Genomic DNA, 13,905 nt, shown 5'->3' with positions numbered 1-13,905 from the left:
TAATATAAAAACAATAATTAATTAAACAAAAATAATAAATTTAAATTATTATTAAAAATAATTTAAATTAAAAAATTTAAGCATTCAAACAAACATTTGTTGGAGCAAACCTTTTTTAAATTTTATAACCTCATTTAATTCAGTATTATTATTTAAAATTTTTAAATTAATTGTTTTAAATAAATTTGCTATCTTTTGTTGTTCTTCAATACTTTGAGGAATCTTGTGTTTCGTATTAAAGAAATCTTGAACATTAATATTTAATAACCCATGATTTCTAGCACCTTCTACAGCAATTGAATATATTTCTTTATACCACATTGTTGTTTCAAAATATTCTTGTAAGAAATCACTATCAACGTTAGTTGGTTTAAAACAGATATATAATGTAGATAATGCTCCCATATCATAATCATTTAATCGTTTAATTGCACCAAATGGATATCCATTTGAATAACTTTTATTATATGCAAATTCACCATTTTTGATTAAATAATAATTTTTTAAACTTTTACTAGCAACTATTTTATTAAAAAATTTTTCTTGATCAATTAAACCATGTTCCGCGGAGATTGTTAATGCTAAATTTGATTCTAACTTAGTGTTTTTTCTTGTTACTCTTTCAACAATATCTTTTAATCGGACTATTTCCCATTCCTCATCAAAATCAAATCTTAATTTCTGTGTGAAAATTTGTTGCATCAAATACTTTTTGAAATTTTGATAGAATTTAAGTTTATTTTCCAACAATCTAATTTTTTTATCAATTATTCTGAAGAAATTAGCAATTTTTTCTTGTTCAGTTTGATTAGGGTAATAAATTTTCAGTTTTTTTATTTCAGCTTGACTAATCATTGGAACAGCAGTGCTAGAAGATTTTCTAATCACTTCTTTTTTAAGTTTTGAAGTAGTTAGTAAATAATGTAAAAAAACATTATTTATCTTAAAATCCTTTAATAAAACCATACTAGGATTTATTGTAGCTTTACCAATTTCTTTATCGATTAAAGCAGATTGTCCTAATGTGCCTCGTTGAGCTAGAATAATATCTCCAGTATGGACTTTAATTTCTGGTGATTCCTCATATTTTTCCCAAGATAAATAATCAGGATCATTTAAATTTAATTTATCATTAGAATCAATGTGTTTTCCACCTAATGTTAAAGCACCTTCATTTTCTCCAACTAAATCTGATTTTGCATATCCTCTAAATCCAATTCTGCCTTTAACCTCACAAACATCACTTAATCTAGCACTTATAAAATTATCATCAAATCCACCAAATCGTAGTTTAGGTACCATTTTTTCTTCAACCATAATACCAACTCAGTCAAATATTGGAGCTTGAATGCCTAATTCATCACAATACTTTTTAATTTCAGCATCAACTTCTTTCATTTCTTCATTGATTTTTTTAAGTTCTGAAACAACTTCATTCAAATCAATTGCTTCCTCTTCTTCAAAAGTATCCACATATCTTGGAATATTCAAATTATAATCATTTTCCTCAATCTCTTCCAAACTGGCTTTATGTGAATATTTCTCTATTTCTTCACGTTTTGCATAGGTATCAACAATTTTTTCAATATCTTGAGATCTTAGTTTGTTCTGATTTTTAACTTTTTCAAAGTCTTTGCTCGCATCAATGAAAAGTATATCCGCATCGTCTTCACGACATTTTTTAAATACCAATATTACAGTAGGTATACTGGTTCCATAGAATATATTTGCTGGAAGTCCAATAACAGCATCAAGGTAGTTTTTCTCATCAATCAAGTATTTACGTATTACTCCTTCTGCTGCTCCCCTGAATAATACTCCATGAGGCAATACGATTCCCATTGTTCCATTTTCATCCAAGTGATAAATCATGTGTTGTACAAATGCATAATCTGCCTTTGATTTTGGTGCTAGTTTACCATAAGCGGAAAATCTTTCATCATCCAAAAATGATTTATCTGAAGACCATTTTGCAGAAAATGGAGGATTGGCTACAATAGCCTCAAATTTAGTGTCAATATGTTGAGGATATTCTAATGAATCACCCTGTTTTATATCAAAATCAGCATATTTTACCCCATGAAGAATCATATTCATTCTTGCAAGGTTATAAGTAGTCTGATTTAACTCCTGACCATAGAAATCACCAATTTGAGCTTCTTTTGAAACTCGAAGAAGTAACGAACCTGATCCACATGTTGGATCATAAACGTTTTTAAGCTTATTTTTTCCCAATGTGACAATTTTAGCAAGGATTTTTGATACTTCCTGAGGAGTATAGAATTCTCCAGCTTTTTTACCGGCACTAGATGCAAACTGACTTATTAAGTATTCATAAGCATCTCCTAAAATATCTGATTCATCATCATCAAGTTTAAAGTCAATGTCATTTAAGTTTAAAAGGATTTTTGAAATCAGTTTGTTTTTATCATCATCACTTCTTCCAAGTTTTGAAGAATTCAAGTCAACATCTTCAAATAGATTGCTGAAGTCATCTTGACTGTCAGCACCCATTGAAGAGTTACTGATATAATTTAGAGATTTCATCAAATCTTCCAGTATGAATTTATCAATTTTAGCATTTTCTATGATATTACTAAATAAATATTGAGGTTCAATGAAATATCCTAATGATGAAATTCCCTCTTCTTCCAAATCTGCTTTATAATCATCTTTTTTCCAAGCTTCTGCAAATGTTAATTCATCTTCTTTTAATTCTTCATTCATGTGCATTTCCAGTTTTTCAGATAAGTACCTGTAGAAAATAAATCCAAGAATATAATTTTTAAATTCATTTGCATCCATGTTTCCTCTTAACTCATCTGCTATTGCCCAGAGTTTGCTTTCTAAACTGTTTTGATAATTTGACATGTCTTTACCTCCAAACCATATAGTCAACAATTAATAATCAAATTTTTTAAATAAATCAATGATTTCAATTTTTATAGTATTAACTTTCTTTTTACGTTCTTTGAATTTTAATTTATCAATAAATGATTGTTTAAGTAAATCATCATCAATTTTTCCAGAAAATTCAAATATTTCAAAGACTTTACGAGCTTTATCTTCATTTAAATGTTCCTTATCAACAATTTCACACATAGCCTCTTTCCTCTCATGGCGCATGAACTTGTCAAACTCTTCACTAACATTAGTAATTTTCGTATCTATATTGCCAAGTCGTTCATTGATGAATTTCTCAATCAAATCAATTTTACTGCGTAAATTCTCATGTTCTTTCATTATGCTAATAATACGCTGTTTATCATGTTCAAAACTACTACTATTTTTATCTAAATCGGCTAGAAGGTTTAAAATATAATCAACATTGATTTGATCATTTCTAAGCAATTCCAGCTCAAAATCTATATCTTTTAAAATAGATTCAGTCTCACCACCAGGAGTTTTAATTTCAGCATAAATATCTAAATAGACACTTCTAAAATCATTGAATTCCTGCTCTTCAATTTTAACATCTTTCCAATCAAATTCAGTGAAGATATCCAATTTATTTTTATTACGTATCAAATCTCTGAAAATTAAAACAAAACTTTCTTTATCTTTTTCACTCTGAAGTTCTAATGCATCACTAGCTGTTTTAACTAATTTAAACAATCTTTCCAAATCCTGGTTGAACCATTTAACAAATGTTTCATACGGAGGCATGATAATTTCATCAAGTGCATTAGGATCTGAAAACAGTGCAATAGCATTATCGACATTTTCTTTTAAATTAGTAAAGCAAATAATATTTCCCTGTGATTTTCGCTTGTTATATATACGATTAGTTCTTGAAAATGCCTGAAGCAAACCATGATATTGCAGATTCTTATCCACATATAATGTGTTAAGCAGTTTACTGTCAAAACCTGTTAAAAACATATCCACTACAAGTAATAAATCAATTTCACGATTTTTCATTCTCTTAGAAACATCTGCATGATACAGCTTAAAATCATCACTTGTGAAATTGGTTTCAAACATTTCATTATAATCTTGCATATACTTATCCAATAAATCTTGGGAATGCTCACTTTCACTTAAATCCTCATTAGCCTTAAAAGTAAATATTGTTACAATTTTTAAATCATGGTCTTTTTTCTTAAATAAATCATAATATTTATGAATTACTCCACCTCGCGAAACTGTAAACATTGCATTAAATTCCCTATTGCGAGTTTTTCTATCATAACTTTCAATAACATGATCTACAATCTGATTTAAACGTTTATCAGATTCCAAAAATTCCTTAGTATCAATTTTTGAAACTTCTTTATCCGGAATTTCCTTTAATTTCGCTCCACCAAAGTAATCAACTGAAAAACCCAAAACATTATTATCAGCAATTGCATCCTTAATCACATATTCATGGAGTTTTTTACCAAATATATCTTTTGTAGTTCTTGTACCGTCAGAATTTGCTGCAAAAATTGGTGTTCCAGTAAAACCAAAGGATAATGCATTAGTAAAGAAATCTGTGATTGATTTGTGCATTTCACCAAATTGACTCCTGTGACACTCATCAAAAATCAATATAATATTTTTATCCTTAATTCTTTGAAGTTTAGCCTTATCCCCTGCAGTTTTAACAGCCTTAGATAACTTTTGAATAGTGGTAGTTATCAATTTACCTTTTCCATCAGTTGTTAGGTTTTTGATTAATACTCCTGTATGTTTTGTTGTGTTCACACATCCATCACAGAAACTATTGAATTCCTTATTTGTTTGAAGGTCCAGATCACGCCTATCAACAACAAATATTACTTTATATATTGATTCATCTTCTGCAAGCAATTGACTAACTTTATAAGAAGTCAAAGTTTTACCAGAACCTGTTGTATGCCAGACATAACCATTTTGTTTAATTTCCAATGCCTGGTGAAGGACCGCTTCAACAGCATATTTCTGATAAGCTCTTAAAACCATTAGTGTTTTTGATGACTCATTTAAAACCATATATTTAGAAATCATCTTTGCAATATTACATTTTTCCAAAAAGGTATCTGCAAACTCATCAAGTGAATGGATATTGTTATTTTCCTCATCCTTCCAAAAGAATGTGAATTCATATTGCAAGTCTTTTTTAAGTCCATTAGCGAAATATTTGGTGTTAACACCATTACTTACAACGAATATCTGAATGTAATTGAAAAGACCTTTGTAGGAATGTAAAGTGTAGCGAGTAATTTGGTCAAATGCCTCTTTTAATGGCATTCCACGTCTTTTAAGTTCTATTTGAACCAAAGGTAAACCATTAATTAATAACGTAACATCATACCTGTTTTTATGTTTGCCTTTCATAGTTATTTGATTTGAAATTTGGAAGATGTTTTTACACCAATCCTTTTGGTTTAAAAATTTGATATAAAAAGGATTATCTTTCCTGTCAATAAAAAAATGATCCCTTAATTTTTTTGCCTTATCAAATATAGAACCCTGGTCCAAAAACAATAAAACTTTTTTAAATTCTTCATCTGTCAATTCACATTTGTTTAATCGTTCTAATTGAACCTTAAAATTAGCAATTAATTCCTCTTCATTTCTAATTTTGATTCTCTCATATCCACTATTTGACAATCTTTTAATTAAATTATCTTCTAAAACCGCTTCACTTTGAGTTGACATTTTAATTACCCACAAATAATTAGAAAATATGTTTATATTGTTATTAACTTTATTTAATTTATTATATAACCATTTTGTAAAAAATAGGCTTTAGATTAGTTATTTCGATTTTTAAATCAAACTTCATATTCCCATAGACTATGTAAGAATCAGTAAAACATCGGGATTATATTAAAATTAAATTATGAATATTTTCCTTTAAAACAGCATACCCGTCAGTGTGACACAGATATACTGTTCCCCCAATGGTTTCTAAATCCTGTGTTTTGACAAATCTTTTTATTGTGTCAAAACTTATTTCAGTGGTTTTGAAATGGCTTTTCATATTATTTGAAATTTTTGCAATTGGAGATGATCTAGCAGCAATTTCTCTTGGAACGATGAAAAATTTAATTGCACCATGTTCGTAGAGTTTGTATCCTCTTCTGCATTCAAATTCAAAATTTTCAGGATTTAAATATGAATCAAGGATACTGTCGGTTTCATGCTGACCTGAAATCAAGTCTAAAAACTTTATTGGCATGTTACCGCCCATAGGACGACAGTTGACTTCAATCAAAACCGGCCCATTATCGTCAACCATAAACTCTTCATGAACGGAACCATATTGGATTCCCAATGCATCAGCCACATTATATGCATATTCAACAATATCTGCCTCTCCAAGACCCAGATCATTAATGGTTTCCATATAATCATAGATATAGGTACCATCAGAAGAAGAAACATTATGATATTTCCAAATGGTGGTTACGCGATGCACTCCATTACAGGAAACGGTATTCACAATATATTCATCGCCCTTAATACGCTCCTGGACGACAAATTCTTTCAGTTCATCACCATAGAGGTTTACTCTTTTAAACTGTTCAGTTAAATGCTCAATCAACTCCTGCCGATTTAAACAAATCCTCATACCCACTGAACCTGAACTGTAGACCGGTTTGACAACAACTTCCTCCAGACCTTCACTGTCATAGTATTCAATGGCCTGTTCAACTGAAGTTATGACCTGACCCTTTATATGTCTAAGGCCACTTTCTGCAATTTTTTCCTGCATCTTGTCCTTCAAAGTCAAATAGTCAATGTTTTTGTAGGGATTACCCAACAAATTCAAGTCATCCGCCAATCGTGTGGCTAAAATAACTCCCTTTTCTGAAGCCGGAATCACTAGCAACGGGTCATATCCCCTAACCATCTCAAGAGTTTCCTCATAGGAATCCTTTTCATATATTGTCTCAAAATCAGCATCGATGGAATTGGCATACTCATCAACCATTCGGTTATATTCCTTGTTCTCTTCAGTAACTTCATCTACATTCAATCGCAATACAACAGGATTATAATTCCTGTTGATTATATCCTGAATAAAATTTACCCCTGTTGAAGCAACTTCAACAACTACAATATTCCTCATGTTCGCCAAATTTTATTATTATATACAATATTTTATACATTTTTTAATATAAAATACTAATCCAATTTCAAAATATTTAAATATTATTTTGTACTAACTTAACTTCATGGAAAAAATAACTATTGTTATATAATTAACATTTCAAAGCAATTCTATTTTTTCCATACAAAATAACTTGAAAAAAGCATAAATGTTATTTGATTAAGTTATTCAGAAGGTAGAGTCTAAACAAAACTCCTTAATATATATTCTACCAACAAAAACAAGAAACTCGCCAAGAGCACCACTAATCCGGTGCTCTTAATATATTTAAATTTGAGACGACAAATGTATATGTGATAAAATGAATCTGGAAGATAAAATCAATATTGTCAAAGACATCCTAAAGGATGAAAAGGTAGCCATCGGATTTTCAGGCGGTGCGGACTCAACGCTGATAGCCCATCTGGCATCAAAATATGCAGAGGACACACTAGCAATAACAATTGACAATCATCTCTTTCCAACCGGTTTTATAGATCATGTAAATGAAATGTGTGAAAGATTTAAAATCAATCATGAGATTATCGACATCAATTTTTATGAAAATGAGAATTTCCTAAAAAATGACCTGAAAAGATGTTTCACATGCCGCAGCATGATGTATGATGAAATCGAAAAGCTTGCCCGCAAAAAAGGCTTTGACTTTATCTGTGACGGAAACAACATAAGTGATCTTGTAATTGACAGGCCGGGAATTTTGATAACCTATTCAAAGGGATTCAACACCCCCTTGATTGAGGCAAGATTAACTTCAAAAGAGATTCATGAATATCTGAACCGAAACAATATCCCTTACTCCAGGTCAACAACCTGTCTTGCAACAAGAATTGCGGCAAATACCCCCACAACACCTGAAAAAATCAGAAAAATCAGCTTCTGTGAGGATTACATTTTAGGCAATACCAACTGTGAAATAGTCAAAGTCAGGGACAATGGGGAAGTTGGTATTATTGAAGTGGATGACATCGGTGAAATTTTAAGGGACGGCAAATATAATGAAATCAATGATGCATTAAAAGGGCAAGGATTTAGAAAAGTTGCATTAAATTTATCACAAATTGATGATAACGAGGACATTGTTCTTGACTATGAAATGGGTTCATTTTCATACAGGCTGCCGTTTACAATAAACCTTGAAAATACAATGTCCGAAATCAAAAGTAAAATTATTAATGAAACCAAAAACAAAATTGAATTAGAAAATATTGCAATCAGCCAAAACGGATTGGTTGAGGGAAACGACTTTAAGACTTATGAAGATGCATTGAATGCATTCATGAACATACTACCAAAATTAAGAAGAAATATAGGTGAATAACATGCCAACAAGATACATAGGTGACGGATACTGGGAAATAGCTTCCCGTCAAATGAGTATAGTAACCAGAAGTGAACAGGAAAGATTCAAGGATGCCCAAATCACGGTCATTGGCTGTGGAGGAATAGGCGGACAGACAATTGAAATGCTTGCAAGAATGGGTATCGGAAAACTGGTGCTTGTCGATGAGGATGCATTTGACCTTTCAAATCTTAACCGCCAAACATTGGCATCAATTGCCGAATTGGGCCTTTCCAAAAGTGCAGTTGCCAAGGAAAAGGTCAGACTGATAAATCCCTATGTAAAGGTTACCGCCTATGACGAGCATGTAGACCAAAGCAATATTGACAAAGTCATTGGAGACTCAGACATCGTAATTGATGCACTTGACAATGTATTGACCCGTGTCATAGTATCCAGAAAGGCTAAGGAAAAAGGAATACCATACATTCACGGCGCAATTCATGGAACATTAGGCCAAATCACCGTATTCCTTCCAAACAGCGACAAAACTTACGAGGAAATGTTCAACCTGCCTTCTGTTGGAAAAGAGCTAAATGATGAAACCATTGATGCCCTGAAGAACGTTACATCAGGTGTTCCACCGGTCATTGCGGCAACTCCGAATCTGATCGGATGTCTTGAGGCGATGGAGGCATATAAAATAATTACAGGAGTCGGTAAGGTTACCGTAGCTCCAAATATATTGACTTTCGACCTGCTTGATTTAAGTTCATTTTCTTTAAATGAACTTTAAACCTTATTTTTTTAGATTCACCCTTTCAGGTGCGGTATATACTGTAAACCTGTTGTCACGGACAAAACCGACCATCGTAATATTTCCCGCCTGGGCCACATCAATACCTGATGATGCGGGCGCAGCATTTGATATGATTATTGGCACACCGACACGTATCACCTTAATCAGCATGTCAGCGGGCATCCTTCCACTGTATGAAATGTAACATCTGCTAAAATCATAACCTTCTTTTGAAGCGGCTCCGATTACCTTGTCCACCGCAACGTGACGGCTTACATCCTCACGGATGATGATTTTATCCTCAAATTTCAGCTGTGCAACATGAACACCTGCAGTTTTCTGCCAAATTTTGGCCTCATCTGTCAGGTGCTTGATATCCCTGATGATTTGTGTTGCATCAATTGTCAAATCAGAGGTGTTGGGCTCTATGGTTTTAAGTTCGGAACGAATCCCTCCGGCATTGTCAGAGTTTACCCCCTGATATTCCAATAGCCTGCAAACACAGGCATGTTCACAGTTGCCTTTTCTCTCCTGAACTATGCCCTCCTGTTCCATGTCCTCTTCAGGATCATGTGAGAGCTTTGTTGAAACGAGCACATTTGTCCCATCGAGCCTGATGGATTCAATATCCGAGTAATCCTTGATGAGTCCCTCACCTAAACAGTATCCAATTGCAAAGTCCTCCAAATCCTTGGGATATGTGGAAAATTTCCTTGGAGGCAAATAATCGATGAACAGATATGTATATTCATCATCCACACTGTTTTCCTTGATTGTTTCGTATTTTCCATCTTTCCATTGAATTACTTCAGTCTGTCTTATGAAATCCATCTAATCACCTTCAATATAATATATTAACAATTTTTATATTTAAGTTTTAAAAAAAAACTATTTGTCCGAATCAATCAGACAAACGCTTTCCTTTTTCCAGTAACAGTTATTGCAGGTCCTGCACTCTGACTTGCCATAGCCGTTTTTCTTCCATTCACTTAAAAATCCGGGGTTTTTAACGAAAGGCCTTTGCATGGAAATGAAATCAATATTTGTAGAGTTAAGCAGATTTTCCATGGTTTCCATATCTTTCCATCCCCCTCCTAAAACAACTGGAACATCAACAGAACTTGCCACCCTATCTGCAAAGCCAACAAGCATGTCCTGATTATCCTGACCCTTTCTGAAGTATTGAGGTGAGAGGAATCTGGTAATCTGTAAGCGGTCAGCACCGTTTTCAGCCAAAATCTTACATATCTCCAATGAATCATCCTTATCCTGATAGAGATTGACCTTGCAGTGCACATGAAGATTGGTTGTCTTTTTAATCAGCTTAATTATTTCAATGATCATTCTTACACGGTTGTATGTATTTCCACCATAGTCATCGCCACGTGTGTTTTCAAAGGGATCCATGACCCTTGAGAGATAGAAATTGTTTCCGATGCACAGTTCAACTCCATCAAAGCCCGCAAACATTATCTTTTTGGCAGCCACCACATAGTCCGCCTGAATTGTCCTTATATCCTCAATTGTCAAATCGTTGACTTCCATCATCTGCTTGCCGTTGACATTGCAGTTTACAAAACCAATCTGTGCAAGTATCGGGACATTATAGTCATGTACATCATCAACAACTTCCTTAAAATCCTTTATAAACATTGGAGAATTAATATAATGAGTAAAGTCACTGAAACGGTCATGAGAATACATTGAAATCATCTCTGTTGTAATGACCCCAACATTGTTTTTAGCCAATGTTTTGTACCTGTCAAAGATTTCCTGTGTCAGGTTTTTTGATGAATCGTTCTGAGATTCCCACAGACCATTTCTGATTATACGACTTGAAACATCAAGATTACCGAATTTTGTATTGTCAAATATAGCTTTCATGGTAAGATATTAGAAAGTATACTATAAAAAGAAGAAAGTAATTCAACAATTACCTACGGAGAAGTTAATTGTTGAAAGTCAATAGTATCTGAAATGGCCAAAGAATTCAGGACAAATCCTTTTCAGCCAAATATTTGCCTGTCAGACTCTTTGGAGATGTGATAATTTCTTCAAGTGAACCTGAAGCCAAAATGTCTCCGCCCCAATAGTTATCATCAATACCGATATCAATGATGTAGTCCGCATTGGCAATTAAATCCAAGTCATGCTCGATGACAATGACGGTAGCTCCCCTATCAATCAGATAATCCAAAACATTGATCAGGCGTTTCACATCAAGCGGATGAAGTCCTATTGTAGGCTCATCAAAAATGAATATTGAATTTTTCTGTGACTTTCCGATTTCAGAAGCCAGCTTCAGCCTTTGAGCCTCTCCACCGGACAGACTAGGTGTGGCTTCTCCCAAAGTCAGATAGCCCAGTCCCAAATCAGACAGTTTCTGCAGTTTACGGGTTACCTTTTCAAGACCGAAGAGCTCCTCCAACGCCTCATCGACAGTGAGAGACATGACATCTGCGATGGAAAGTCCATTATATGTAATCTCCTCAACTTTCTTGTCATACCTTGAACCGTCACAGTCCGGACATGTGATTTCCACATCCGGCAGGAACTGAACATCCATTGAAACGCTACCAGTACCGTTACAGGTCTCACAGCGCAGCTTACCTGTGTTATATGAAAAATCGGACATCTTATACTCATCGCTCAGCTTGGCAAATTCACGTCTAAGGTCATCGAGAACCTTTGAGTATGTCGCAACGGTACTTCTGACATTCTGGCCGATAGGAACGCTGTCAATGAGGTCGATCTTTTTGATGTCTCCACAGTCAATGTCTAAAATCTCATCAGGCAAGTCTTCACCATTTATAACCGCCTTAACTGCAGGGTACAGTGCTTCCAGAAGTAGAGTTGTCTTTCCACTGCCTGAAACTCCACTTACCACAGTGAGCTTTCCTTTGGGAATGCGAACATCCAATCCTTTTACGTTATGAATTTCAGATGTCCTGATTGAAATCTCTCCGTTTTCAAAGATATCATCACTTTTATCCCTGATGATGATTTTTTCGGAGTTTGTTAAAAACGGTCCGATTTGTGATGCAGGGTCATCTTCAATTTCAGACAATGGTCCCTGGGTTATTATGTTTCCGCCGTCAGCCCCTGCACGAGGACCCATTTCAATCATATAGTCTGCAATGGACAATATTCTTATATCATGGTCAACCAGAATAATGGAGTTTCCGTCATCAATAAGCCTTCTTATAACACTTATCAGACCGTCGACATTGTCGGGATGCAAACCGATTGACGGTTCATCCAAAACATACAGCACACCGGTCGTATGGTTTCTCAGGGTTTTTGCAAGCTGCACCCTTTGAAGCTCACCGGTTGACAATGTGTTTGCAGGACGGTCAAGTGAAATGTAGCTTAAGCCCAAATCAAGAAGGATATTTGCATTGTCCATGAACTCCTCAGCAATTGCCTCGGCCATTGGCTGCATCTCTCCAGGCAAACCTTCAATTACCTCCGGAATCCACAGCACCAATTCCTGAAGGTTCATCTCACAGGCAGTTGAGAGATTTATTCCACCCAGAAGGGTTTGATTGGCCTTTTTGTTTAAACGGGTCCCTCCACAGTCACTGCAGACCTTGGTTGTGAGGAACTTGTTGATTTTGGTCAATCCCTTTTCGGTTTTTGCCTTTTTCAATGCCTCCTCAATTGCCTTGTGGGCATTTCGATACTCTGCGTTCAACTCAAACAGCTTGCCGTTTTTGGATGGGATGTTGATATACTTCTTAACGGCGGGTCCGTTATATACGATATCCTTTTCCTCATCGGTCAAATCCCTAAATGGAACGTCAACCCGAACTCCAAGTTCTCCTGCAACCAGATACATCCAGGATATTCCAAACTGATTCCATGCAGCCACAGCACCCTCTTCAAGTGTTTTTGTATCATCCAAAACAAGTTTTGATGTGTCCACGTCACGTATGAAACCTGTTCCTCCACATGTCGGACATGCACCGTCTGAGTTGAATGCATATTCCTCAGCACCTAGACCGTAGAATTCCTCACCGCACTCATGACATTTGATTGGCATTTCACGGGCAACGTTCATAGTCGGCTCCTGCATATGTCCGTTGGGACAGAAATAGTTTCCACATCTTGAATACAATAATCTGAGGGAATTTAAAAGTTCAGTCGAGGTACCGAATGTTGATCTGATATTCGGAATGTTAGGCCTCTGATTCAGTGCCAACGCTGCCGGAACATACTGTATCAAATCGACACTGGCCTTTTTTGTCTGTGAAATTCTTCGACGGGTATATGTTGAAAGGGCATCGAGGTATCTGCGTGAGCCTTCGGAGTAAAGCACCCCCAATGCGAGAGAAGATTTACCGCTGCCTGAAACTCCGCTGATGGCCACAATCTTTCCCAAGGGAATATCGACATCGATATTTTTTAGATTATGAACCCTTGCTCCCCTGATGATTATCATATCCTTGTACATAAATAAATGTTAGATAACCAATGTAATATATTTTTAGGACCAATCCGTTGATATTTTCAGATATGTATGAAATTAAAATGAATAATTTAGAGAAATTCTAATATATTTTTAACAATAAAATATGTTTCTAATTGAACTTCCGCCAACTTTTAAGAAGTTGGGGATTCTCGATTTTTTAACATACCCCCTGATGAGTGGAATGTTAATATTTTCGAGCCGATACCCGCGCACCGCAGGCCATGACAATCCCAATAGGGACTTGTCTTTATTATTTTTTCTTGGATTAATCT

Annotated in this window: 10 protein-coding genes; 2 read left to right on the top strand and 8 right to left on the bottom strand. The window is 34.6% G+C overall.

What is annotated here, in order from left to right; genetic code table 11:
- Positions 1-84: 84 nt before the first annotated feature.
- From QZV03_RS09200 to QZV03_RS09185, 4 genes are all read right to left on the bottom strand, one after another.
- Positions 85-1,317, bottom strand: a complete 1,233-nt coding sequence (locus QZV03_RS09200) for a restriction endonuclease subunit S (RefSeq protein ID WP_296876081.1) — start codon at positions 1,315-1,317, stop codon at positions 85-87.
- 9 nt (positions 1,318-1,326) lie between these two features.
- Complete coding sequence (locus QZV03_RS09195; protein WP_296876079.1) at positions 1,327-2,871, bottom strand: type I restriction-modification system subunit M; 1,545 nt, start codon at positions 2,869-2,871, stop codon at positions 1,327-1,329.
- A gap of 30 nt (positions 2,872-2,901) precedes the next feature.
- Positions 2,902-5,625 carry a type I restriction endonuclease subunit R gene (locus QZV03_RS09190; RefSeq protein WP_296876077.1) on the bottom strand — a complete coding sequence of 908 codons (2,724 nt, stop codon included), beginning with the start codon at positions 5,623-5,625 and terminating at the stop codon, positions 2,902-2,904.
- 166 nt (positions 5,626-5,791) lie between these two features.
- Positions 5,792-7,042 carry an ATP-grasp domain-containing protein gene (locus QZV03_RS09185; RefSeq protein ID WP_296876075.1) on the bottom strand — a complete coding sequence of 417 codons (1,251 nt, stop codon included), beginning with the start codon at positions 7,040-7,042 and terminating at the stop codon, positions 5,792-5,794.
- Positions 7,043-7,385: 343 nt separating this feature from the next.
- On the opposite strand from QZV03_RS09185, the gene QZV03_RS09180 reads away from it, so the two are divergent.
- On the top strand, positions 7,386-8,402 hold the full coding sequence (locus QZV03_RS09180; RefSeq protein ID WP_296876073.1) for an ATP-binding protein: 1,017 nt from the start codon (positions 7,386-7,388) through the stop codon (positions 8,400-8,402).
- Between the two features lies 1 nt (position 8,403).
- Positions 8,404-9,159, top strand: coding sequence for a HesA/MoeB/ThiF family protein (locus QZV03_RS09175; protein ID WP_296876072.1), 756 nt, complete (start codon positions 8,404-8,406; stop codon positions 9,157-9,159).
- A 3-nt stretch (positions 9,160-9,162) separates the two neighbouring features.
- Here the strand turns inward: QZV03_RS09175 and fdhD are convergent, their stop codons facing one another.
- The 4 genes from fdhD to QZV03_RS09155 all read right to left on the bottom strand — a co-directional run.
- A complete protein-coding gene (gene fdhD / locus QZV03_RS09170; protein WP_296876071.1) occupies positions 9,163-9,993 on the bottom strand; it encodes a formate dehydrogenase accessory sulfurtransferase FdhD in 831 nt (276 codons plus the stop codon).
- Positions 9,994-10,050: 57 nt separating this feature from the next.
- Positions 10,051-11,046 (bottom strand): HisA/HisF-related TIM barrel protein, encoded by a 996-nt coding sequence (locus QZV03_RS09165; protein WP_296876070.1) that lies wholly within the window; start codon positions 11,044-11,046, stop codon positions 10,051-10,053.
- Positions 11,047-11,152: 106 nt separating this feature from the next.
- Positions 11,153-13,615 carry an ATP-binding cassette domain-containing protein gene (locus tag QZV03_RS09160; RefSeq protein ID WP_296876068.1) on the bottom strand — a complete coding sequence of 821 codons (2,463 nt, stop codon included), beginning with the start codon at positions 13,613-13,615 and terminating at the stop codon, positions 11,153-11,155.
- Positions 13,616-13,723: 108 nt separating this feature from the next.
- The coding region (locus QZV03_RS09155) for a hypothetical protein (protein ID WP_296876067.1) at positions 13,724-13,905 on the bottom strand (182 nt) is incomplete at its 5' end.

Origin of the sequence: uncultured Methanobrevibacter sp. (assembly GCF_902788255.1) — an archaeon.
GTDB lineage: Archaea > Methanobacteriota > Methanobacteria > Methanobacteriales > Methanobacteriaceae > Methanocatella.
Note: the sequence above shows the minus strand (reverse complement) of the source record. Positions and strands in the feature narration are given on the sequence as shown.